Annotated in this window: 25 protein-coding genes; 22 read left to right on the top strand and 3 right to left on the bottom strand. The window is 42.7% G+C overall.

Features of this window, described 5'->3' with window-relative positions; genetic code table 11:
* Positions 1-2: 2 nt before the first annotated feature.
* The 3 genes from UF75_RS03090 to UF75_RS03100 all read left to right on the top strand — a co-directional run bounded on the left by UF75_RS03090 (position 3) and on the right by UF75_RS03100 (position 4,195).
* A complete protein-coding gene (locus UF75_RS03090) occupies positions 3-1,154 on the top strand; it encodes a glycerate kinase (RefSeq protein WP_045573129.1) in 1,152 nt (383 codons plus the stop codon).
* A 34-nt stretch (positions 1,155-1,188) separates the two neighbouring features.
* Positions 1,189-2,724, top strand: a complete 1,536-nt coding sequence (gene garD, locus UF75_RS03095; protein ID WP_045573130.1) for a galactarate dehydratase — start codon at positions 1,189-1,191, stop codon at positions 2,722-2,724.
* A gap of 85 nt (positions 2,725-2,809) precedes the next feature.
* Positions 2,810-4,195, top strand: a complete 1,386-nt coding sequence (locus UF75_RS03100; RefSeq protein WP_045573131.1) for a hypothetical protein — start codon at positions 2,810-2,812, stop codon at positions 4,193-4,195.
* A gap of 110 nt (positions 4,196-4,305) precedes the next feature.
* Here the strand turns inward: UF75_RS03100 and dapA are convergent, their stop codons facing one another.
* Together dapA and gudD are read right to left on the bottom strand one after the other, a co-directional pair.
* Positions 4,306-5,196 (bottom strand): 4-hydroxy-tetrahydrodipicolinate synthase, encoded by an 891-nt coding sequence (gene dapA / locus UF75_RS03105; RefSeq protein WP_045573132.1) that lies wholly within the window; start codon positions 5,194-5,196, stop codon positions 4,306-4,308.
* Between the two features lie 38 nt (positions 5,197-5,234).
* Positions 5,235-6,590 (bottom strand): glucarate dehydratase, encoded by a 1,356-nt coding sequence (gudD, locus tag UF75_RS03110; protein WP_045573133.1) that lies wholly within the window; start codon positions 6,588-6,590, stop codon positions 5,235-5,237.
* A 608-nt stretch (positions 6,591-7,198) separates the two neighbouring features.
* Here gudD and UF75_RS03115 point away from each other — a divergent pair.
* From UF75_RS03115 to UF75_RS03140, 7 genes are all read left to right on the top strand, one after another.
* Positions 7,199-8,194 (top strand): tripartite tricarboxylate transporter substrate binding protein, encoded by a 996-nt coding sequence (locus tag UF75_RS03115; RefSeq protein ID WP_045573134.1) that lies wholly within the window; start codon positions 7,199-7,201, stop codon positions 8,192-8,194.
* 93 nt (positions 8,195-8,287) lie between these two features.
* A complete protein-coding gene (locus UF75_RS03120; RefSeq protein ID WP_045573135.1) occupies positions 8,288-8,791 on the top strand; it encodes a tripartite tricarboxylate transporter TctB family protein in 504 nt (167 codons plus the stop codon).
* Between the two features lie 18 nt (positions 8,792-8,809).
* Complete coding sequence (locus UF75_RS03125) at positions 8,810-10,309, top strand: tripartite tricarboxylate transporter permease (RefSeq protein ID WP_045573136.1); 1,500 nt, start codon at positions 8,810-8,812, stop codon at positions 10,307-10,309.
* A 332-nt stretch (positions 10,310-10,641) separates the two neighbouring features.
* Positions 10,642-11,415, top strand: a complete 774-nt coding sequence (locus tag UF75_RS03130; protein WP_045573137.1) for a YdcF family protein — start codon at positions 10,642-10,644, stop codon at positions 11,413-11,415.
* Positions 11,416-11,521: 106 nt separating this feature from the next.
* On the top strand, positions 11,522-11,725 hold the full coding sequence (locus UF75_RS03135) for a hypothetical protein (RefSeq protein WP_045573138.1): 204 nt from the start codon (positions 11,522-11,524) through the stop codon (positions 11,723-11,725).
* A gap of 320 nt (positions 11,726-12,045) precedes the next feature.
* A complete protein-coding gene (locus UF75_RS30655) occupies positions 12,046-12,195 on the top strand; it encodes a DUF5714 domain-containing protein (RefSeq protein WP_282433759.1) in 150 nt (49 codons plus the stop codon).
* The gene (locus tag UF75_RS03140) at positions 12,192-12,614 is read left to right on the top strand and encodes a DUF5714 domain-containing protein (RefSeq protein ID WP_282433760.1); all 423 of its coding nucleotides are present in this window, start codon (positions 12,192-12,194) and stop codon (positions 12,612-12,614) included. Before UF75_RS30655 ends, UF75_RS03140 begins: the two co-directional genes overlap by 4 nt.
* 167 nt (positions 12,615-12,781) lie before the next feature.
* On the opposite strand, the gene UF75_RS03145 is transcribed toward UF75_RS03140, so the two are convergent.
* On the bottom strand, positions 12,782-13,021 hold the full coding sequence (locus UF75_RS03145; RefSeq protein ID WP_052692974.1) for a DUF4367 domain-containing protein: 240 nt from the start codon (positions 13,019-13,021) through the stop codon (positions 12,782-12,784).
* A 279-nt stretch (positions 13,022-13,300) separates the two neighbouring features.
* Between UF75_RS03145 and UF75_RS28935 the strand changes: the two genes are divergently transcribed.
* The 12 genes from UF75_RS28935 to UF75_RS03195 all read left to right on the top strand — a co-directional run bounded on the left by UF75_RS28935 (position 13,301) and on the right by UF75_RS03195 (position 24,194).
* A complete protein-coding gene (locus UF75_RS28935) occupies positions 13,301-13,471 on the top strand; it encodes a hypothetical protein (protein ID WP_197079307.1) in 171 nt (56 codons plus the stop codon).
* A gap of 205 nt (positions 13,472-13,676) precedes the next feature.
* Positions 13,677-14,033 (top strand): DsrE family protein, encoded by a 357-nt coding sequence (locus tag UF75_RS03150; RefSeq protein ID WP_045573139.1) that lies wholly within the window; start codon positions 13,677-13,679, stop codon positions 14,031-14,033.
* 276 nt (positions 14,034-14,309) lie between these two features.
* Complete coding sequence (locus tag UF75_RS30965; RefSeq protein WP_348983022.1) at positions 14,310-14,597, top strand: HpcH/HpaI aldolase/citrate lyase family protein; 288 nt, start codon at positions 14,310-14,312, stop codon at positions 14,595-14,597.
* Positions 14,594-15,508, top strand: a complete 915-nt coding sequence (locus UF75_RS03155) for an HpcH/HpaI aldolase/citrate lyase family protein (RefSeq protein ID WP_348983023.1) — start codon at positions 14,594-14,596, stop codon at positions 15,506-15,508. Before UF75_RS30965 ends, UF75_RS03155 begins: the two co-directional genes overlap by 4 nt.
* Positions 15,459-16,880, top strand: coding sequence for a phosphoribosyltransferase family protein (locus UF75_RS03160; RefSeq protein WP_045573140.1), 1,422 nt, complete (start codon positions 15,459-15,461; stop codon positions 16,878-16,880). Before UF75_RS03155 ends, UF75_RS03160 begins: the two co-directional genes overlap by 50 nt.
* Positions 16,881-16,898: 18 nt before the next feature.
* Positions 16,899-18,014: a cysteine protease StiP family protein gene (locus UF75_RS03165; protein ID WP_242860091.1), complete on the top strand. Its 1,116-nt coding sequence runs from the start codon at positions 16,899-16,901 to the stop codon at positions 18,012-18,014.
* Positions 18,015-18,025: 11 nt separating this feature from the next.
* Complete coding sequence (locus tag UF75_RS03170) at positions 18,026-18,847, top strand: HAD family hydrolase (protein WP_045573141.1); 822 nt, start codon at positions 18,026-18,028, stop codon at positions 18,845-18,847.
* A 268-nt stretch (positions 18,848-19,115) separates the two neighbouring features.
* Positions 19,116-19,733, top strand: coding sequence for a TerD family protein (locus tag UF75_RS03175; RefSeq protein WP_045573142.1), 618 nt, complete (start codon positions 19,116-19,118; stop codon positions 19,731-19,733).
* Between the two features lie 23 nt (positions 19,734-19,756).
* The gene (locus UF75_RS03180; protein ID WP_045573143.1) at positions 19,757-20,335 is read left to right on the top strand and encodes a TerD family protein; all 579 of its coding nucleotides are present in this window, start codon (positions 19,757-19,759) and stop codon (positions 20,333-20,335) included.
* 51 nt (positions 20,336-20,386) lie between these two features.
* Positions 20,387-20,974 carry a TerD family protein gene (locus UF75_RS03185; protein ID WP_045573144.1) on the top strand — a complete coding sequence of 196 codons (588 nt, stop codon included), beginning with the start codon at positions 20,387-20,389 and terminating at the stop codon, positions 20,972-20,974.
* 303 nt (positions 20,975-21,277) lie between these two features.
* Positions 21,278-23,215, top strand: coding sequence for a proton-conducting transporter membrane subunit (locus tag UF75_RS03190; RefSeq protein WP_045573145.1), 1,938 nt, complete (start codon positions 21,278-21,280; stop codon positions 23,213-23,215).
* A gap of 10 nt (positions 23,216-23,225) precedes the next feature.
* Complete coding sequence (locus tag UF75_RS03195; RefSeq protein WP_045573146.1) at positions 23,226-24,194, top strand: NADH-quinone oxidoreductase subunit H; 969 nt, start codon at positions 23,226-23,228, stop codon at positions 24,192-24,194.
* Positions 24,195-24,270: the final 76 nt, after the last annotated feature.

Raw genomic sequence — 24,270 nt, forward strand, 5'->3', positions numbered from 1 at the left:
TTGTGCGTATTGTCGTGGCTCCAGATTCATTCAAAGGGAGCCTATCGTCGATCGAGGTTGCCAATGCTATGGAACAGGGAATATTAGCTGTTTTTCCGGATGCGCAGGTCATCAAAGTACCGATTGCTGATGGGGGGGAAGGGACGACAGATTCTCTGATCAAAGCTACGGGTGGTCGCTACATGAAAAATAAGGTCATGGGGCCTTTAGGGGATATAGTCGAAGCGTGCTGGGGAATCCTTGGCGATGAACAAACTGCTGTAATTGAGATGGCAGCAGCGTCCGGACTTACGTTAGTAGCAAAGGAGGAACGTAATCCACTGATTACTACAACCTACGGCACGGGTCAACTCATTAAGGCTGCACTTGATCAAGGAATACGTAAGTTGATCATTGGCCTTGGTGGTAGTGCTACAAACGACGGCGGAGCGGGAATGGCAAGAGCACTCGGCGCGAAATTTCTTGATTCTTCAGGGAATGAATTGCCTAGTGGAGGTGGGGCGTTGATAACTTTAGAGAGAATAGATTGTATAGGATTGGACCGCAGGTTAGCTGAAACGACGATATTAGTGGCTTGCGATGTTAATAATCCGCTCTGTGGCTCGCGTGGGGCCTCAGCTGTTTATGGACCTCAAAAAGGAGCTACACCAGCCATGATCGAAGAACTAGATCAGGCGCTTAAACATTACTCGTCTATTGCTAAGCTCACCACCGGTAAAGACATAACGGAGTGTCCAGGGGCAGGGGCGGCTGGAGGGCTAGGGGCGGGCTTCATGATTTTTACCTCAGCTCAACTTAAGCCCGGTGTTCAAATAGTGCTCGAGGCGACGGATTTCGAGGAAAAGGTCAAACATGCCGATCTAGTGATCACGGGCGAAGGCCGGACTGATTTTCAAACAGCCCATGGGAAAGCACCTGTCGGCGTAGCTGCGCTTGCCCAAAACTATAACGTTCCGACTCTATGTCTTTCCGGAGGGCTCGGTACGGGTTACGAGGACGTGTTGCACAAAGGAATAAAGGGGCTTATGAGTATTGTAGCGCAGCCCATGAGTTTAGAGGATTGCATGGATTCTGCTGCGGAGCTTGTGCAAGGAGCTACTAGTCGGTTATGTCAGATAATCCGGGTGGGGATGAATATGTCCCAAATTAAATAAGCTATTAGTGCAATACAGAAAAGGAGCATCGATTATGTCTATGGTAGGAAGTCAACAGGAGACACCCTTATACATCAAAGTTAATGCGCAGGATAACGTAGCGATTATAGTCAATGCGGGTGGGTTAAAGGAAGGAACAGTGTTCCCTGGTGGTCTCAAGTTGACGGAAGATGTTCCTCAAGGCCACAAGGTGGCGTTAACGGATATACAGCAAGATGAAGAGATTATTCGATATGGAGAAGTAATTGGGTATGCTGTACGCCCCATTAAAACGGGTGGTTGGATTGATGAAGCCTCAGTCAAGCTGCCGACACCGCCCGAGCTCGATGAATTGACCCCTGCCAATAATGTGCCAGCACCACTGTCTCCTCTTGAAGGGTATACTTTTGAAGGCTATCGCAATGAGGATGGCAGTGTAGGGACCAAAAATATTCTCGGAATTACCACGAGTGTTCAATGTGTCGCAGGCGTCCTTGATTATGCAGTGAAAAAGATTAAAGAAGAACTTTCTGTGAAATATCCTAATGTGGATGACGTCGTTGCTTTAAATCATAACTATGGGTGTGGGGTCGCTATTAACGCTCCAGGTGCGATTATTCCGATCCGGACGATTCGTAATATCGCCTCGAATCCCAACTTTGGTGGAGAAGTCATGGTGGTGGGACTAGGGTGCGAAAAGCTTCTTCCGGAAAAATTGCTCCCAGCGGTAGATCAGAAAAACGTTATTTCTTTACAAGATCAACAAGGTTTTAAGCATATGGTGCAATCAATCTTGGACATGGCAGACGAACGCTTGAAAAGACTAAATCAGCGGGTACGCGTTGCTTGTCCTGCCTCAGATTTGGTGGTGGGTTTACAATGTGGAGGAAGCGATGCTTTTTCTGGGGTAACAGCGAATCCAGCGGTAGGCTATGCAGCTGATCTCTTAGTACGCGCCGGTGCCACCGTCTTATTTTCCGAAGTGACCGAGGTCCGAGATGCAGTGCACTTATTAACTCCCCGAGTTGTCAATGAAGAGGTTGGGCGAGCACTTATTCAGGAAATGAAATGGTATGACCAATATTTAAGCAACGGTGAGGTCGATCGAAGTGCTAATCCATCGCCAGGCAACAAGAAAGGCGGTTTAGCCAATGTTGTGGAAAAAGCACTCGGCTCGATTGCAAAATCTGGCAGCAGTGCGATTGTTGGAGTAATATCCCATGGTGAAAAAGCAACCCAAAAAGGTTTGATCTATGCGGCTACTCCGGCGAGTGATTTCATCTGTGGAACGTTACAGTTAGCTTCTGGTATAACGTTGCAAGTTTTTACGACCGGACGAGGAACACCCTATGGTTTGGCGATGGCACCGGTGATTAAAGTGTCTACCCGCAATTCTCTCACCGAACAATGGAGCGATTTAATCGATGTCAATGCCGGTCGAATCGCAACGGGCGAAGCAAGCATTGAAGACGTGGGCTGGGAAATTTTCCGCTTGATCCTCGAGGTTGCCAGTGGGCGGAAGAAAACTTGGGCTGATCACTGGGGTTTAGCCAATGACTTATGCTTGTTTAATCCGGCACCGGTAACCTAAGACCGCTCAGACCTACTGGGATTAGGCTGGTTAGCCAGGTCCAGAACTCTGCCAAGAGTCCTGAGCATAATTTAGGAGAAACTTAATGACTCAAATTTATAAAATAGCAATCCTCATGCTGGCTGGTTTGCATCTGACGAAAACCGTTATTAAGACGGATTTAACCGTGATATTCGTTGTCGCGGTTATTGTCTTGCTATTCGGAGTAATCGTGATGGGTCAAGGTTTCAAAAAAATTACGATTACCTTTATGATTCTTGGAGTTTTTGTCCTTACCAAGTTCGAGCAACCGTTTTCAGCTTGGGTGACGGCGCTTAATTCAATGACGAACGTGATTGCCATTTTGGTGATCATGCAGATGTTCACCATCCCTATTGAAGTGGGCAGATATAATTTGGCGATCAGGTATTGGTTTAATAAGTCGTTTAAAGGTGAAGGGGGCCTCTTCTTATTTACTACGGTTGCCACCCATGTATTTACGAGCTTTCTAATGTTGGGTGCGATACCGGTGGTGATTTCCCTGATGGAAGATACCCTGAAAACTCGAGTCTCACATTATGAGAGATTTATATCCACTGCAATTTCGCGGGGCTATGTGCTAGCCTCTTTATGGGCTCCTGGCGCTGTGAATATTGCATTAGTGGTACAGGCAACAGGAGTGAGTTGGTCAAAACTCTTCTTCCCTGGTATTTCTTTGGCTATCATCGGCATTGTATTGTCCTATTTTCTGGAGACGAGATTAGCCTTTTCGGCCAAGGGTATGCGGTTTACCCACTCCGTTGATAGACAGGGAGAACGGGAATCGCTCGATCGTGAGCATCGAGCTCGCCATAGGGCTTGGCATATCATTATCGTGGTGGTAAGTCTTAGTACGCTAACCCTGCTATTAGCCAAGTTGAACCTGGGCTCATCGTCGAGCCCTGTTATTTTAGCGGGCGCCATAGTGGTTCTAGTCTGGATCCTGCAATTTCGCAGAGAACCTAAATTGCAGGCGACCCTATGGAATTACTGGGATGTCGGAGTATTAAAGGCTGCAGATATTGCCCCGTTCTTTATCGCCATAGGCTTGTTCACCAGTGCTCTTGAACAGTCTGGAGTGATTAACATCTTTCAAGGGTTCTTACAGAACTATGCCAATAGTTTCGGAATTTTCTCGATCGTTCTCATCCCTTTGGTCATGATTTGTTTAGCAGTCTTGGGAATTCACCCGTTTATATCGATTGTCATGTTCGGTCAAGTTCTGACCGCCCTGCATCTCCCCGTGTCAGATGTTACTGTCGCTCTGTGCTTGGCTTTAGGTGCTTCAACTTCGTTTATGGTCTCGCCTTTTGCAGGAGTTATCATGGCAATTTCCAAGTTTGTCAATGTGAAGACCCAAGATGTAGCGCTGCGCTGGAATTGGGTTTTTTGTTTGGCTTTCTTTTCAGTCGGTATAATGCTGGCATACTTTTGGGGAAAAATTCTTGGCTAAAAGGGGCCGTACTATAACAACAAAACAAAATCGTCCTCACTCCACTTTGATTGTGAAATGGGACGATTTTTGCTTGTTGCAACCACTATGAAATCTCGGAACATGTTAAGCTACTTTAGCAGATCCATCTGGATGAGAACCTTTTTAAGTTGTTCTTTCTCATCAGCTGTCATCGGTCCGACAGGAGACATACATGGACCCGCTTCAATACCTAGCAACTCGAGCGATTCTTTGATTACGGTCGGGAAGGAGCCTAAGGTAAAGGCGATTCGGAGAGGGGCAAGTTTATATTGGGCTTCCAGTGAACCTTGAACATCCCCGGCCATATATAAGTCGTAGATATCGGCGCAAAGTCTGGGCGCCACATTGGCGCCTGCGGCAATCGAACCGGTTGCACCATAACAGAGGGCTGAATGGATCATTGTGTCTCGACCCATCAGTACGGAGAAGTCTTGCTCTTTGGTCAAGCGGATATATTCTCCCGTCAAGGTCATGTCTCCAGTGCTGTCTTTAACCCCGACAATATTTTTAATTTGAGCTAATTTGGCGACGGTTGCCGCTGTGATGGTAATGCCTGTTTTGGGCAGGTTGTTGTAGAGAATGACCGGCAGGTCGGTATTTTCAGCAATCACTCTAAAATGATCATAGAGTTCCTTTTGATTGATGCTAATAAATAAGGGAGTTAATACGGATACTGCATCGACGCCACACTCTTGGGCAATTTGGGTGAGCTGGATGGATTCCTTGGTAGTGATCCCTCCAGTACCAGCATAAACTGGAACTCGTCCGTTCACCTCATCCATGGTGATTTGCAGAATTTCTCTCTTTTCTTCCGGGGTCAAACCATAAAATTCACCAGTCGTTCCAATCACGAAGACACCATGGACTCCACCGTCAATGGTGAAATTCAGCAGCTTGCGGAGTGCTTTTTCATTCAGTTTTTCATCTTTTGTCAGAGGGGTAATTAAAGCGGGGATAATCCCTTTTGGTATAAAGCTCATTTTAGAAATCTCCTTTACTTTATCCAATTTTGCATGCACTAGCGAACCAAACACGGCTTTTTATTATTGAACTTCCAGCCTGGAATCAAGTATTGCATAGCCATCGCATCATCACGCGCACCCAAAGCCATTTTTAGGTAGAGTTGATGGGCCTTGTCGATTTGCTCCATATCGACGTCTATTCCGAGTCCTGGTTTTTGGGGTACTGTTATTTTACCATTCATAATCTTAAGTGATTCCTCAGTTAGGCGTTGACCATCCTGCCAAATCCAGTGGGTGTCAATGGCGGTGATTTTACCGGGTGCAGCTGCAGCAACCTGAGTGAACATCGCTAAGGAGATATCAAAGTGATTATTGGAATGGGAGCCCCAGGTCAGACCCCAGACGTCGCACATTTGCGCTACCCGTACGGATCCTTGCATTGTCCAAAAATGAGGATCTGCTAAAGGGATATCGACAGAGTGTAGTTGAAGAGTATGCCCCATTTGACGCCAATCCGTAGAAATCATATTTGTGGCAGTCGGCAGACCAGTAGCGCGTCGGAACTCAGCCATGATTTCACGCCCGGAGTAGCCATTTTCAGCTCCACAGGGATCTTCTGCATAAGCCAGAACATCCTGTTTGTTCTGACAAAGTCGAATCGCTTCTTCTAAAGACCATGCACCATTGGGATCGAGGGTAATGCGAGCAGTAGGGAAACGCTTCGCCAAAGCAGTGACTGCTTCCATTTCTTCTTCGCCGGGTAGTACTCCACCTTTTAACTTAAAGTCGTTAAAGCCATAGCGAACGTGTGCGGCTTCTGCTAGACGAACGATGGCTTCGGAGGTCATCGCTTCCTCGTGGCGTAGGCGCAGCCAATCATCCTCGGCATTGGGATCGCTCAGATAAGGGAGGTCGGTTTTTTGGCGATCAGCGATATAGAAGAGGTAGCCTAAGATATCGACGGTCTCTCTTTGCTGGCCTTCTCCGAGCAGTGCTGCAACCGGTACTCCTAGGAATTGTCCGAGTAAATCCAGCAAAGCTGCTTCCACTGCAGTAACAGCGTGGATCGTAATTCGCAAGTCAAAGGTTTGTAAACCCCGGTCGCCAGAGTCACGATCCGTGAAACGTTGCCGGATCGTATTCAGAATGTTGTTGTAGTTACCAATCGATTGGCCAGTGACGAGAGGGATAGAGTCTTCAAGGGTTTGGCGAATCCGCTCACCACCCGGAACTTCACCAACACCGGTGTTTCCAGCGTTGTCTTTTAAGATAACTACATTGCGAGTAAAAAAAGGTCCGTGCGCGCCACTTAGGTTAAGTAACATGCTATCGTGGCCGGCAACCGGAATGACAAGCATTTCGGTGATGAGAGGTGTGCCGCTCGAAAAGTGTCTGTGGATCTGTTGATTCATAATGCCACTCCTATTATTAAAATTTCCTTAGAATACTTCAGCGAGTAAAATGCCGCTGCTTAGGGTCATTTAATGCAAATCTGATACCAACTATCGATCCAGATCATAGTTTGGTTTTTAAAGCAAATTGTAAGCTATAAGCTGCATCACTTAAATCAGGTGATGCAGCTTTTACAACAGGTGTGTCATTTATCGAGTTGAAATCAGCATAATAGGTGCAGCGTTATCAATCAATTAGCAGGGGCGGCAAAAATCTCTCTTGGGAGGAAAAAAGTATAATAATGACGAATTATAGTCTTAATTAGCTTAAGCCAACTGCCAATGAATTAGGAAATTTCGTTGAAGTTAAATCCATAGTAAGTAATAAACACTTTTATAAAGTCGTTTGCTATCAATAAATAGTTTTTTAAAATTTTGTATTCTGCTGTGTTGTAATGTTTGAACATAAATGCAACATGTGGTCACAACAGGTGCTGCAACGAGGAGGGACTTTATCCGGTTTATTATAGAAATTTTGAATATTCAGTGCAGTAATATGTTTGGCATATATCTTGCAATATACCTTACCGATATCAAAAATGATCGAAAACAAAAATGGAGGGGAAATAATGAAAAAGATTATGGCTTTAATCGTATCCGCCGCACTGCTGGGTATAACACTAGTAGGCTGTGGTACTCAGACTGCCCAGCAAACACCTGCTCAACCAAAAGCCAATGTAGCGGATTCTTATCCCAGTAAACCCATTCAAGTGATTGTACCAGCCGGACCAGGCGGGGACACAGATACCTATGCACGTTTAGTTGGCCAATCGATCGAAAAGTCTCTTGGTAAAGGTTTTGTCGTTGTTAATGTCAATGGCGCTGGTGGATCCTTGGGTACGAAAAAAGTAATTGATTCGGCTCCAGATGGTTTGACTGCGCTGTTCTTCCATCCTTCATTACTTGTTAATAAAACCACGAAAGTCACAGATTATGGAATTGAGGCTTTTGAATTAGGCGGCATTGTTGTTAACGACGATACCAACGCTTTTGTTGTAAGAGCAGATTCCCCTTATAAGACATTAAAAGACCTTATTGATGCTGCGAAGGCTAGCCCTGGCAAACTTATTATCGGTACTGAAATGGGAGGTTTCACCAACCTGCAATGTTTAACTTTTAATGCTAAAACAGGTACAAATTTGAATATTGTCGATGTAGGTAGTTCTGCTCAGAAAAATGCCGCCCTCGAAGGAAAACAAGTGGATGTAATTCCTCAACCAGTTGGTCAAGTCAAATCCTTTGTAGATGCTGGAAAATTCAGAGTGTTAGGAATTATGGCAGACAAACGTTCTGAAATATTCCCGGATATTCCGACCTTTAAAGAGCAGGGCGTGGATATTGTCTTGACAAAACCCTATTATTTTGCTTTCCCTAAAGGAACACCGAAAGAAATCGTGGATAAATTCAATGCTGCTGTTGAAAAAGTAACCAAAGATCCTGATTTTGCCAAAGGCTTAGAAAAATGGTCAGTTAAACCGATCTACATGGCGCCTGATAAGGCTCTAACCTATCTGCAAGCCGAACAAAAAACTCTTGATGATGCCTATGCTTCTGTCAAGAAGTAAGTAAGGTTAAACGTTAAACGTTAATGACCAGGGGATATTATCCTGATATCCCCTTCTTTTTTTCTCATGGTTAACTTGATTAGGAGTGAAAATATGAAACAACGCGATATGGCTTCGCCGATAATTCTCATGGCCTTTAGTCTTTTCTTCTTATATCAAACTCTTTTGATTAAGAAAGTAGGCGGAGTTTCGGTCATCGGGTCAGGGCTATTTCCCCAAATCCTACTTACGCTGATCCTGATTATTTCAGCGGCCAATGTTTTTAATACCTGGCGTGCCGCTAAAAAAGTGGGACAGGTAGAGAGTGGGGAGCTTGTTGAGAGTGTCGGGTGTGTAAAGAGCGTCAAGATACTTAACCACTGGGCAGCACTTAGTACAATCGCTATGCTTATCATTACCGTGGTGTTATCGGATGTAATAGGTTTCCTATTAGCGTCAGGGCTCTTTCTCTTCTTTTTCTCGCTGTATATGACTCGTAAATTTGATGTTCGAAATCTAATAAAGTTAGCAATTTTCGCAGTAATTGTTTCAGTAACGATTCATTATGCATTTGTGAGTCTTCTCCAACTGACATTACCTAGCGGCATCCTGTTTTAAGGAGGTGGAAAAATAAAAATGGTAACTCTTTTTTTTACGAGCATAGTCTCATTGCTTTCTGTAAAGATGCTTGGGTTGATGATTATCGGTGTCGTTGTAGGATTAGTTTTTGGTGCGATTCCTGGCCTTACGTCCACGATGGCAGTAGCTATGATCCTGCCTGTTACATTTACTATGGATTCTGTGACAGGAATGACCTTTTTAATGGCTCTTTACGTAGGGGGTATTTCCGGGGGCCTGATTTCTGCTATCTTGCTTAAGATCCCTGGTACTCCTTCATCCATTGCTACGTGTTTCGACGGCCACCCCATGACGGCAAAAGGTTTGGCCGGAAAGGCACTGGCTATCGGGATTTTTGCCTCTATGGTTGGTGGTATTATTGGTAATATTATTTTGGTCTTTCTGTCTCCGCCTTTGGCCAAATTAGCTCTTACATTTGGACCCTTTGAGTATTTTTCGATTGGAATTTTTTCTCTGACGATCATTGCCAGTCTCGCCTCAGGTTCTTTTTCAAAAGGAATTATCGCTGGCTTGATGGGGGTATTCTTCTCAACCTTCGGTATGGCACCGGTCGATGGAGTATCTCGCTTTGATTTTGGAATTTACGATATGCGAAATGGCTTTGCTCTTCTTCCGGTCTTGCTCGGTGTTTTTGCGGTGACCGATATTCTAAAAGAATTAGCTAAGGCACACAACAAGGAAAACGCGGAGAAAACGGCTCAAGATCTTGGTGGATACAGTCTAGGGCTTTCCTTTTTTAAAGAAATGGCCCGTCAACCAATGAACTTTATCCGTTCTTCATTGATTGGAACCTTTATCGGTATCTTGCCAGGCATCGGTGGAAGTACCGCAAGCATTCTTTCTTATAGTGAAGCACGCCGGGCATCGAAACACCCGGAAAAATTTGGCACGGGGATATCCGATGGAATTATTGCTTCAGAAGCTTCTAACAATGCAATGGTCGGAGGTGCTTTGGTTACGTTAGTGACCATGGGTATTCCAGGAGATTCGACGACAGCAATATTATTGGGCGGCATGATGATTCATGGTTTGCAACCCGGTCCACTTTTGATGCAAACCAACCCAGAGGTTGTCTATGGCATTTTCGCTGCGCTGTTTATCGCTAATATCTTATTCTTTGTCATTGAGTACAGTGGCATTAAGCTCTTTATCAAAGTGCTCGATATACCTCGCCACTTCCTCTATCCAGTCATCTTTGTGATGTGCATGGTGGGCTCTTACGCCAATAACAATATGATGTTTGATATTTACACGATGATCTTGTTTGGCGTAATTGGTTATCTCTTGGACGGACGAGGATATTCGATGGCGTGCTTTGTGATCGGATTTATTCTGGGACCGATGATTGAAGTCAATTTACGCCGGGCCTTGATGGTCAGTCATGGGAGTTTTGTTCCATTTGTAACCAGACCTATCTCTTTGATCTTTCTCATTGTTGCAGCGTTATCCTTGATTCTGACTTTGAAAAAGGAATTTAAAAAACCTATAGCTAAGTAGTTGTTCCATTACAGTTTTATAATGGAGCGCATTCTGGATGATACGCGTCGGATCCAAGTACCCTTGTGGAACGACAAGTTCGGCCAAGTACAATTATATTTGGGCAGTATGTGTTCTAAGTCAGTAATGTGACCATTATCCCCTATACTATTGAAGTGTAGGGGATTTTTTGTCCCTAATTACTTTTTCGCCAAGTTTCGCCGTCGATGTAGAATATAGTTGTTGAAGGACAAACTATCGATCAACTGCATGATTATAAACAAGGGCTTACAGTGTAAGGGTTAGTTTCTCCAAAGGTCGCTAGAGAATCTAGGAAAAGGAGAAGAGGGAGATTGGCAAACAACCGAGCTTCGATTACGTTCACCATATTGGGATTAGTGGGAATTCTAGATACGATCTTCGTTCTTGCGCTTAATGGAGGGATCAATCTTGGAACTCTTCTGCCTGGCTTTCTAGGAGTGACTATGCTCTTTTGGGGATTAAAGAGGGACTATCTAAAGCGACATCTTCTTAAAGATCGCTTTCTAAGGTTTCGTCGGTTGGTTCGCTTAAGTATCTTAATGCTTCTAGCTTCTTTTATTCTTATTGAGAGTTTGTTGCTGTATAATACCAAGGATCCAGTACCAAGCCAAGTTGATTACCTTATCATACTTGGAGCGGGCCTTAATGGAGATAAACTCTCTTGGACTCTTTGGGAACGGGTAGATATGGGTTTAAGAAGTCTACAAGATAATAAGGATATGATAGTTGTTGTCTCTGGTGGAAAAGGACCTGGAGAGTGGATTACTGAAGCCGAGGCTATGCAGCGTTATTTGGTTGAGCAGGGCATCGCAAAGGAACGTATAATCAAGGAAGAGCAGTCGACAAGTACAATGGAGAATTTTCGTTATACGCGTGAGCTTCTTGTGCAACAATCGAGTTATGAACCTTCTAAGCCTGTGTTGGTCATCACGAATGATTTTCATATGTTTCGCTCGAAGATTCTAGCAAGGCGTAATGGATTAAATCCAGTCGGTGTTCCTTCACCGACACCTTGGTATTTGAGACCCAATGCTTACTTAAGGGAGTATTTTGCGGTTGTAAAGTCTTTAGTTTTCGATCGGTAATGGGTGGGACGCCTACTGATTGTTCAACGTGCGTGGTATACTTGTATCAAATTAAGGTATTGCTTGTGGATCTCAAATTGGATCGCAGCACGAAGGAGTTTACAAGATGATTAAGGTTTATAGTAATTATGTTGCATGTGATTCTCACGATGAAGCAGTCAAAGCCCAGGCAATTATAACCAATGCAATGTGTCATATCCCCAATATTTGTAATGATCGTGATGTGTTTCTGGTCGAGCATGAACTTGGCAAGGACAAAATGCTGGAATTGTTAAATGAAGAAGGTTTAGTTTGCAAGTTGAACTCGTAAAAATACGGGGTATAGGGAGATGGATGAGTGAAACAATCAAACGGGAGAGGAGTTTCCTTATGTTCGAGATGAAAAAAAACGTGGTTCTACCTAGTGCTAGTGACTGCTGAGGTACTTCGTCTAGTGCTGGTCAGCACGTTAACGAAAACACCGAACACTGTAAAATTTGCGGGAATTCCCTGGAGTACTTTGATCAAGGCAAAGCACTGACTTGTGCCCAGTGTGGCAAACAGGAGATAGCAAACATCTGTTGCTCTAATGGTCATTATGTATGTGATGAGTGCCACGGAAAAGGGGTTTTCGACTTAGTCAAAGACTATGTGCTTGATTGCAAGTCTAAAAATCCGTTGGAAATCGCCGAAACACTTATGGGATATGACGACCAAGTTCCCATGCTTGGCTGTGAAAACGCTTGGATAGCGGCTGGAGCCTTGATCGCGGCCATTAAGAACGAAGGTAGATCATTGTGACTGATGATCAGGTTCTAGAGGTTCTAAATCGAACAGCAAGGCAGGCTATTGGCGGATATTGTGGTCTGACAGGCCTATGCGGTATCGCTGTAGCTATAGGCGCTTGCTTCAGTGTTATTCTGGGAGCGGGCTGTCCTAAAGACCAAGAGACGGCAACTACCATGAGAGTCGTTGCCAAGATGGTTAACACTATTGCTAACGAAACAGGGCCATGCTGTTGTAAGAACTTCGTTCGAAAATCATTGACTGAGGCAGTAAAATTGGTGAAAGAGCATCTAAGTGTTTCCCTGCCAATAGTTAGTGAGAACATAATTTGTAAACATGTTGAACGACATCCTCACGGGTGCAGGAAAGAAAAGTGTTCCTATTTTGGCAAGGACACTACTACAAACGAGCAACTTACTGAATGTAAGACCTGAACTGTCTAAATTCCTGTTTCGGGTAAACAGGGTAGTATAAGAAAGGCATCCAATGCGGATGCCTTTCTTATACTAGTATTATCAACTTAGAAGAAAAGCAGGAAGCACGAAGGAAATCGGCAAATAATGGAAGTCAATCACTTGATGGAATTGGAAATTTTTGTAATTTATTCTTCAGTAATGACTCCTGTTATTTGTAATAAAAGATCTCTCAATTGCCAGTTTAAGGTGCAAACACCATTCTTATTCTTGTACAGCATAGCCGGGCTACCGTTAACGATTAGATCCTTTACAACGGTATCCTCTGAGTCATAAAATGTCCCACGTGATGTTCCACCAGCATTATTTTCTTGGCGAAAAACGATTACTTTATCCATATAATTATATTCAATTGAAATCTGGGCCACATTTGTTCCTAGAGCTTCAAGTAGAATTCGTCTTTATAAATAAAATATTTCTGAGAATAAGGGGATTTTATGTAACCTTTTGATAGCCTCAAAGCCTCTATATAAGGGCGGGATTGACTATTAGGAGGGGAATATTGTGGTTAACAAAGGTAATTTAAATAAGTATAAGTATGAATTAATATTTATAGGGTTATCGGCTTTAGTAATACTTGGGATAGTTTTATTGCCTAAATAACTCTGTAGAGACGCGATTTAAGAGATTAGAGAGGGGAAATTGAAATGTTAGTTTTTCCGGCGTTTATAACGCCCACTGTGAGTATTATTGGAATGATTTTACCATTCATTGTGCTCCCAGTAATAGTAATCGTACTCGTGGTATGGCATGTGAGAAAACTCAACAGTATTGATGGGACTCTACGGGAGATTCTGGAAATATTGAAAAACAATTAATTATTGAATGGGAGTTGTCGTGAAGTCGTATCATTTAATTGTTAGGGTTGGTTATAGACTAAGGATGAAACAACAAATAGGAAAAATTTTCATGATAGGCAGGATATATCACTCCGGGGGAGAAAATATTTATAGACGGTTTTGGGGGCAATACTTTAATATCATTAACCGTTTATAACCCCTAAAAATTAGAGGAGGGATCAGTTTGGAAAAGTTTCTATTTGTCTTAAGTCGTGGGCTTGAGGATCCGACCCGTGCTACTCGGGCATTACAGCTTGCAAAGGTGGCCAAGGAAAAGGGACATGAAGTCAATGTTTTCTTAGTTGATGATGCAGTTGCTTATGCAGTGATGGGCTTAGCGGATAATGTAAAGGCCCCCACTGGAGATTCTGCTAAACCCTATCTTGATTATTTAATTGAGAATAAAGTAGCCTTCTTTATTTGTACCCCTTGTGCTAGAACCAGACTTTATAGTGAAGAAGAGTATATCGAAGGAGCAAAGTTATCGACGGCTGCCCACCTCATTGACTTAGCGACTGAGTCAAAAGTATTCACATTCTAGAGCATAAGCTACAATGGATTTAGCATAATTGACAAAATGCATGAGGTCTGTTCGATGAGGGAACTGAAAGGAACTCGCTTTAACTTATGGTTTAACCGGGTTCTTTTTATGTCCCTTAATGATAAAAGCATATTTTTTTAAGCAAATTTTAACATAAATTTCACCAAATATTCACCAAACAGATAAAGATTAGTAGTACACTTAAAGTTGTCTAGATACATTGATTAACATCGATCAAGAAAGGAGAGAAGTACTCTTCAAGTTGGGTACGATTAAATGAGACATTTTAATTATTTATCCAAAGAGGGCATGGAAGCCACTTTTTTTAAAGCGCCAGAGTCCTTTAATAAAGAAACGCCCCGAGAAATTCTTTCATATGCACTCGGGGCGACGTTATATATGCCCGGAACTAGAGAAACTATCTCCCCCGATATTATTTCTAAGAAAAATATTGGACTCGCCTCCACAGTTTTCTGCTTAGAAGATTCGATTGGGGATTCAGAGGTGCCCACTGCAGAGAAAAATATCATTACTGAAGTGAAAAAATATTTTTTTCGGCCTTGAGTCGTCAAGAGATCGACATTGCTGATCTGCCTTTGATTTTCATTCGGGTTAGGAATCCAGAACAGATCCTCAGGCTTGTCGAAGAAATGGGAGACAGCTCAAAGCTGATTACCGGGTTTATCTTTCCGAAATTTACATCAGAAAGCTATAGATATTTTGAAATTATCAAGAGTCTTAATGATCAAGCGACGGGGCCGTATTACGGATTACCAATCATTGAAAGCTCTGGGGTTATCTATCATGAATCGAGATTAAAAGAACTGATGGGAATTAAACGTTTATTAGATTCCTATCATGACTTAGTCTTAAATGTTCGAATTGGAGCAACTGATTTGTCTGGCTACTATGGTATCCGCAGAGGACCGGACGTGACGATCTATGATATTACTGTGATTCGGGATTGCATCGCTGACATTATTAACGTTTTTGGACGAAGCGAGAGCGATTACGTAGTCTCTGGACCCGTATGGGAGTATTTCTCAAATGGAGGTAGAGTTCTCAAACCTCAGCTTCGTAAGACCCCATTTGAAGAATTCCATGATATCCATGGCAATAATAGAACAAAGATCAGAAGCCAACTTTTAAATAAATATGTGGATGGCTTAATCCGTGAGGTAATTTTGGACAGGGAAAATGGAATTATCGGAAAAACCATTATTCACCCGAGCCATATCATTCCTGTACAATCACTCTATATTGTTGGGCATGAGGAATACCTGGATGCTTTAAGTATCATTGGGAATAACCATGAATCTCAAGGTGTCTTGAGTAGCCACTATACCAATAAAATGAATGAAATCAAACCGCATTATAATTGGGCCCGAAAAATCTTATTACGAGCAAAGAATTATGGAGTATTTCATGAGCAACACAATTTCATTAGTCTCTTCACCGAAGATATTCACGTATAACCTAGAAGGGCAAAAAGTCATCGTCAAGCTAAACCATAATCACTTCGACTTTGAGCTGCCAACCTTGTTTTCCCTGGCAGCTCGGCAGAATAAGAAACGAGGATTTTTATTTGTAAGTAATGTGCTCGGTAAACATGTTCCAGTCAATCCATATATTCCTTTACTTGCTGGTGCTGCTCTTGCTGTTCAGTTACAAAGTAAACTTTATGGACTGGACCATACTGAGACTCAAGCCATTATTCAGGCGTTAAAAGGCCTTGAACAAGCGGAAAAAGTTTATAATACTGTCCAGGAAAGTCCCCACTTTGCCCTTCCTGAAGAAACTCTATTTATTGGTTTTGCTGAAACCGCCACTGGACTGGGGCATGCGGTTTTTAGCCTATTCGAAAATGCCCACTATCTGCATACAACTCGTGAGCAGATAACTCGTATAGACTCCGAGCTGAATTTTAGTGAAGACCATTCCCATGCTGTCCATCATCGCTGTTATCCTTTAAACACCGAGTCACTCCTGACTTCAAAAACGATTGTTTTAGTGGATGATGAGATAACCACCGGAAATACAGCCCTTAATATAATTAGGGAACTCCACGGCAAATTCCCTAAATCAGAGTATGTAGTTCTGTCGCTTTTAGATTGGAGAACACCTGAAGAACGGGCTAATTACCGTGACCTAGAGCGGCAACTCGACACAAAGATCCATTCAATTTCTCTTCTGGAAGGAGAACTAACCATTATCGGGGACCCTATCATTAAAACGGTTAATCCCATTAACCTTACCAAGAAATTAGCTCCTTTAAAGAGAGGGGTCGTTATAGAACGTCAATGGTTTAATGGTTTTGATCTAGTCCAAGTTAGTTCTGAAGATTCATTAGGGAACAAAAACCGATCACCTTATTTGAAATTAACGGGAAGATTTGGCGTATCCAGTCGCGAAAATCGGGAGATTGTTCCCTATGCTAAGAAGATTGCCGAGGAGTTACAAAAAAATAGAACAGGGGAAAAGACACTTTGCTTGGGAACCGGTGAATTCATGTATTTTCCAATGCTTATTTCTGCTAAAATGGGTCGAGGGATACGGTATCATTCCACGACAAGGAGCCCTATCTACCCTCTTGAAAAACCTGACTACGGGATACAGAATGGATTTAGTTTTGATAACCCCGACGATGCTAGTATTACAAATTACGTCTATAATGTGCCTTTAGGGTACTATGATGAAGTTTATCTGTTTCTTGAAAGGGACGTGGCTCAAGAAAAATTAAAGTCGTTGCGAACAACATTTGGTGCCCTAGAAATTCCACGGATAGTTTTAGTGATTTGTGTTTCGTTCAGTCCCGTGGAATTTGGACAAAGGGCTTTTTCAGACTAAGAAAGGTGGACAGGTTGGGTGTTTAATAAAATTTTCCCAGATCCCATCCCAGGTCCATTGCCCATGGGATGTTATAACTCTCAGGATGTCATCTTTCTTTTAAAAAATCTTAATGGCTTGTTGACGGAAACTAATTTAGAAACAAGAGAGAGGATTATCCAATCGGGAGGGCATTATTCGGAAATGCTTCCAATAGAATATGAGCCAACCCAAGAATATCTGGCGCTTTTTCACCACACCCTTCGAGAAAGTGCCAACAAAGTTGCCATGGCAGTCAAGCTTGTAGCTGAACTAATCTTAAAGAAAAACGGTCCTAAACTAGTTTTAGTGTCCTTGGCGCGAGCGGGTACGCCGATAGGAATTTTGATTAAACGCTATCTGCTGGAAATGCATCACTTGAATTTACCCCATTATAGCATTTCCATTATAAGGGGCAAGGGTATCGATGAAAATGCCATACGTTATATCGTGCAAAATCATCCCGACCTAATGATTCAGTTTATTGATGGCTGGACAGGAAAAGGGGCTATTACAGGCGTTTTAAGCCAAGCATGTGCGGAGTTTAAGGCGAAATATAGCTATGAATTAGACGACGACCTTGCTGTTCTTGCTGACCCAGGGTACTGTGTTAAAACCTTTGGAACAAGAGAAGACTTCCTGATTCCTAGTGCCTGTTTAAATTCAGCGGTTTCTGGCTTAGTGAGTCGGACTGTGTTTCGAACAGATCTAATCGGTAAGTTCGATTTTCATGGAGCCCGATATTATGAAGAACTCAGGAAAGAAGAGGTTTCAAATCTCTTTATCGATACGATCTCCGCTGAGTTTAAAAACCTTAAACCATGCCACAGGGAAGTTGAAGATAGACTGGAGAAGGCCGTGGCGACATGGCAAGGCCTGAATAAGTTGAGATTGATTAAGGACCAATTTGGAATTTCGGACATCAACTTTATCAAACCAGGCATTGGAGAAACGACAAGGGTTCTTTTGAGGCGACTTCCAGAACGAGTATTAGTGGACAACCTTAATAACCCGAATTTAAAGCATATTCTGCTTCTGTGTGAGGATAAAGGAGTTCCCATCGAGGAATATCCTGATCTTACCTATTCATGTTGCGGTATTGTGCGTCAACTATAATGGAGGATTCAATGCTATTTGCAAGCGACTTAGACCAAACCTTAATTTATTCCCATCGAACGCCGATGAGCCAAGCAATTTTAAAGCAAATTCGACCCGTAGAATGGTTGGAGGATCGATATATTTCCTATATGACGCAAAACGCCCTGAATAAATTAAGGGAAATTTCCTCGAAGGTGTTTTTTGTGCCAGTAACCACTCGGACAAAAGTACAATATCTACGAATTAATTTACATCAATACGGCATTTTACCTCAATATGCAGTTACCAGTAATGGCGGGACTATTTATTATAGAGGACTTGAAGATCTGGACTGGACGGACCATATCCGAGCCGGAAGAGACCTTTGTTTAGCAGCAGATGATCTTGTTAATGAGTTTGAGAAATTGGCAGATCCTTCATGGGTGCTCGAGGGTTCAGGTAAAATGGCCGATGATTTATTTTATTACTGTTTAATTAATCGTGAGAAAATTCCTCTCGCCGAACTAGCGGCTTTCAAACTATGGGTCAATGAGAATAACTGGGAGCTATCTGTTCAGGGTAGAAAGCTTTACCTAGTCCCCAGGAATGTCAATAAAAAGGCGGCAATCCAATATATTCGCGAAAGAGAAGGCTTGGAGCAAGTCATTGCGGCTGGGGATTCATTATTAGATTTAGAAATGCTCCAGGCTGCAGATTCTGCCATTGTACCAGCCCATGGGGAACTATTTTCTCTTTTTTCGCAGGGGATAGGTATGGAGACACTAAAATTTACCCTAAAAACCGGAATAGAAGCAGCCGAGGAAATCCTAGAGTATGTCGGTACGGCGCTTTCTAAGCAAGTAGTTGTATAAAATGACAGTTTTTCGTGCAATATATATGGTAAACATTGGTATAAGGTAAACCTAGTTTGATAAGTGTTTTTTCCTAAGTTATGAGGGCTTAAGATGTGAAAAATATGTGAATTTTAAGGAATAACTATTTTCTTGAAGCTAGCATGTGATAATATACAAGTATCCAATATTTACACATTGATGAATAGATTAAAAGGAAACCGTAAATTAGTGAAGAATAGTAGATATTACTACCTAGTTGTTGTAGTCAAAAAAGGGGGATTTATCAATGGCAACGATAAACTTGCAAAAAGGACAAAAGATTGATTTAACAAAAGGAAATCCCGGCCTATCTAAAATTTTGGTGGGTTTAGGGTGGGATGAGGTATCAAAACCAAAAGCGGGTGGACTGCTAGGTGGCTTGTTTGGTGGTGGAGGCGCTGCTGCTCCAATTGACTGTGATGCTTCAGCCATCCTGTTAGATGCTCAGGATAAGCTCACTTCAAAAGATCGTTTAGTTTACTTCGGCAATCTGCAAAGCGGTGACAAGAGTGTCAAACACAGCGGAGATAACCTAACTGGTGCTGGAGATGGGGACGATGAACAAATTCAAGTGGATTTAAGCAGTGTACCGAGTAGTGTTCAAAAGATCGTTTTCGTGGTTAATATCTATGATTGTGTGAAACGGAAACAGGACTTTGGCCTGATCGCTAACGCCTTTATTCGGGTTGTCAATCCAGTCAATGGACAAGAATTTTGTCGGTACAATTTGTCGGAGAATTATGCTGGTAAAACGAGTTTAGTGGTTGCAGAGGTCTATCGTTACAATAATGAGTGGAAATTTGCGGCGCTGGGTCAAGGCACAAATGATGCATCGTTAAGTGAACTCGTTCGTCGATACCAATAATTTTATATAGGGGGATATGAAAAATGGCAATTAGTTTACAAAAGGGTCAAAAGGTGGATCTCACCAAATCAAATCCGGGTCTTACTAAAATTATTATTGGTCTAGGTTGGGACGTCAACAAGTATGATGGCGGTAAGGATTTTGATTTAGATTCTTCAGTATTTATGTTAAATCCTGAAGGAAAAGTAGCTGATGATAAGAACTTTATCTTTTTTAACAACCCATCCAGCCCGGATGGCTCGGTGAAGCATACTGGCGATAATCGTTCTGGAGCAGGAGAGGGTGATGACGAGCAAATCAAAATCGACCTAGCCCTTGTTGCTAGTGGCGTTGCCAAGATAAGCTTTGGGATTACGATCCATGAGGCCAAAGAACGCAATCAAAACTTTGGACAAGTCTCCAACGCTTATGTACGTGTTTTAAATGAAGCTTCAGGGGAAGAATTAATTCGTTATGACCTCGGTGAAGACTTCTCGGTCGAAACTGCTGTTGTAGTTGGCGAACTATATCGTAATAATGCTGAATGGAAGTTTAATGCGATCGGTAGTGGTTATCAAAATGGCCTTGCCGGGCTATGCCGAGATTTCGGATTAGACGTATAGGTCAGAGATATATAGTTATTACACCAAAATAAGAATGAATGAGGTGTTTCTATGGCGGCGGTCATTAGTCTCCAAAAAGGACAAAAGATTGACCTTACAAAGGGAAACCCTGGCTTAACAAAGATCATCGTGGGGTTAGGCTGGGATACCAATAAGTATTCAGGTGGCTCAGATTTTGACCTAGATGCTTCGGTATTCTTACTTGATAAGAATGCTAAAGCCGGGGGCATTGAAGATTTCATCTATTACAATAATCTTGTTGGCGGAAATGGGTCTGTCACCCATACCGGTGATAACCTCACAGGTGCAGGGGATGGTGATGATGAACAAATTAAAGTTGATCTTGCTGCAGTTCCTGCTCATGTTGAAAAAATTGCTTTTACCGTTACCATTCATGAAGCGATTGCCAGAGGACAGAACTTTGGTCAAGTATCTAATGCCTTTGTTCGCGTCGTCAATGAAGCTAATGGACAAGAGGTTATGCGCTATGATTTAGGCGAAGATTTTTCTGTAGAAACGGCGCTTGTGGTGTGCGAACTTTATCGTCATCAAGGGGAATGGAAGTTTAATGCAATCGGTAGTGGTTTCTCAGGTGGGTTATATGCTCTCTGTTCTAACTATGGTTTACAAGTAGGTTGAAAATACGTTGGCTCAAACGAGGCGCTCACGATTGGGCGCCTTTTTATTATAGTACAAATCATGGTCTGCTCATTAGTGTCAACAAGTGACTGCAGAAAAAGAGCGTGTTAGTGGAAGTTAGCAATCGGATAAATTCTCACAATGGAAGATATTTGTAGAAATAAGCTGGAAATTACAAATTATACGTACAAACTGTATTTTTGGGGGTTGCATTACAGAGCGTAATTGGTTATGATTTTATGGATACTATTTTATTTTAGATAATTAAAAATATCACAATCCGGGATCAGGGGGAAAGCATCAATGGTTAATAAGGAGAGCCAAACCGTTCGTCAATTCTTAATGGGCTTAAGTATTGCATTGGCTGGAGCGGGACTCATCTTGAGTACAATCTTGATTTCTCGAGGTGGGGAATGGGTTAAAACAGGATTGCGATTTATTACAGAAGCGGGAGCTGGTCTTTCACTTACCTGGAAATTGGACGGATTAACGGTGTTCTTCCTTATTGTTTTACTTTTGGGGCAAGGCCTATCATCCCTCTATGCACTAGGCTACCTCAAGGAATATCAAGAAAAAAACAAGTCGCTTTGGCCTTTTTTAGTTAATTGGTTTTTATTTCTGGGCAGTATGTTTGGCGTATTGCTAGCGGATGATGGCTTTACTTTTTTATTGACGTGGGAAATGATGTCCCTGTTCTCATTTTTCTTAGTTCTCTATGAACATGAAGACCCAGCAAATCGTAAGTCTGCTTATATATACTTCGTAATGACTCATGTGGCTACGGTATTATTGACTACGGTAACCTTGTATTTATATGCTTTGACTGGAAGTTTCTCGTTTGAAATATGGGCGGGCGCGGTCCCCTCACTTTCTACAGTCCAGTTAAATTTTATATTTTTAGCGTTCTTTATTGGCTTCGGAACTAAAGCTGGTTTTGTCCCATTTCATATTTGGTTGCCTTATGCTCATTCCGCAGCACCAAGTCCAGTATCCGCACTGATGTCTGGAGTCATGGTGAAAGTTGCGCTCTATCTCTTTATTAGATTGGTCTGGTTGACGATGGGGCCGGGCCCAGTTTGGTGGGGTTGGTTATTTTTGATTATTGGAGCACTATCTGCGTTGGTCGGGATATTATCTGCTTCTGTGCAGTCGGATCTGAAAAAGCTACTTGCTTTTTCCACGATAGAAAATGTCGGAATTCTTAGCATGGCCTTAGGCAGTGCTTTTCTGGCGAGAACCTGGAATAATGTTTGGGCGATGGATTTAGCGTTCGTGGCTTTCTTCTGGCATACTATTCAACATATGCTTTTTAAATCGTTACTTTTTATGGGAGCTGGAAATATCATACAGGCAACCCATACACGCAATCTTGAACGATTGGGTGGATTGCTCAAACGTATGCCGAAGACCGGCCTTGGAGCACTTATCGGAATCATCGGCATAACAGCATTACCCCCGCTAGGTGGATTCTGGGGGGAATTAACGCTTTTTCAATCCCTCTTGATGAATACATCCCACCTCGCCAACGGCTGGAGCAAAGTCTTTTTGCCTTTGTCGATTGGTATTCTAGCTCTGGTAGGAGGCTTATCGATGGCCACGTTCGTAAAGTGGTTTGGAATTGCTTTCCTCGGACAAGCCCGCTCTCCAGTGGCAGAAAAGGCTGAAGAAGCACACCCTATTCAATATATTACACCCTTAATAATTGGCGGAATAGCAATTCTAAGTGTACTTTTGCCCACAGCAACGTTAGCCTTAATTGACTTGCCTCTTTCCGTTTTAAGACCTGGCAATTCGGCAATGATGCTGTCAGCTCTTGGGACACCGCTTAACTTGTCCTCTATCTATTTAATTCTACTGATTCTTCTCACGGCTATCGTTTTTCTTCTCACCAAACGGAGTTTTCATAGAGTCACGGCAACTTGGAATTGTGGGCAACCTTTAACGTCAAGTATGCAATATACTGCCGGTGGATTAACAAATCCGATTCGAGTCCTCTTTACTAAAGTGTTGGGGTCACGCCGGAATGTAAAAGGGGACTTTGCTGAAACGCGTTACAGTTTGCGATCTCTCACATACGAAGGGAAAATCAAAGAGGTCTTTGAGGATATATTCTATCGACCTACGATACGCGGGTTGCTTTGGATGTCGTCTCAAATCCGCAAACTACAAGCAGGGAGCATCCATTTATATTTAGGCTACCTATTAGTGACAGTCGTCGTCGTTTTGATTTTAGGACGTTAGGAGAGAAGAAATGGACGAATTATTCATGATCCTAACCCGACTTTTGATGGGAATAGGACATTTGGCGGTCATCTTAGTTGCCGCTCCGCTTCTTCAAGGTTTCATTAAAAAGAGCAAAGCGTTTTGGCAGATGCGGCAAGGTCCACCAATCCTTCAACCATACCGAGATTTAAGAAAATTAATGAATAAGGAGGAAATGATCTCGGAACATGCTTCTTGGATCTTTCTGTTAACCCCGTGCGTCGTTCTAGCTAGCACCTTAATGGCTGGACTCGTAATTCCGGGTGCTTGGGGCTGGGCACCAGTAAATGTATGGGGAGACCTCTTTATATTTGGGGCAAGCCTCGGCTTAGCGCGATTGTTTTTGACCCTTTCGGGTTTGGAAGGGGCAGGAACGTTTGGGGGGATGGGCACAAGTAGAGAACTCTTCATGGGATTATTAACGGAACCGGCTTTGCTTCTAGGGTTAATCGTCTTAGCCTTTATGACGGAGACCACCTCCCTGCAAGGTATTATAACGGGTTTGCAAGGTGTATCCCCTTTGTTTATACCTCGAATATTGGTCTTATCAGCTTTGGCCATGGTTAGCATTGCGGAGATGGGACGGATACCCATGGATAATCCGGATACACATTTAGAATTAACGATGATTCATGAAGGGATGCTGTTGGAGTATTCGGGGCCTTCGCTGGCTCTGCTAAATTTTGCCGAACAGGTAAAACAATTCTTACTGCTTCTTTTATTGGCGCAAATTATTTGGCCGAGTGGATTGATCTCGGTTAGCGATGGTCTTTTTGGGACACTTTGGGCTTTGGGTTTTGTCGGAATAAAAGTTGCTGCTTTGGGATTCTTCTTCGCCACTGTGGAAAGTCTTTTCGTTAAAAGGCGACTTTTCCGAGCACCTCATTATTTGGCAACAGGCACTGCTTCTGCCATTTTGGCCTTAGTAACACTTTGGATTATAAGGGGGCAGATTTAAGTGATGATAGGCATTTCTGAGAACGCTCTTAATTTAGTCCTGATTGTCCTCTTAACCAGCGGTCTTGTTATGGTCT

It is taken from the genome of Desulfosporosinus sp. I2 (genome assembly GCF_000960765.1).
Classification (GTDB): domain Bacteria; phylum Bacillota; class Desulfitobacteriia; order Desulfitobacteriales; family Desulfitobacteriaceae; genus Desulfosporosinus.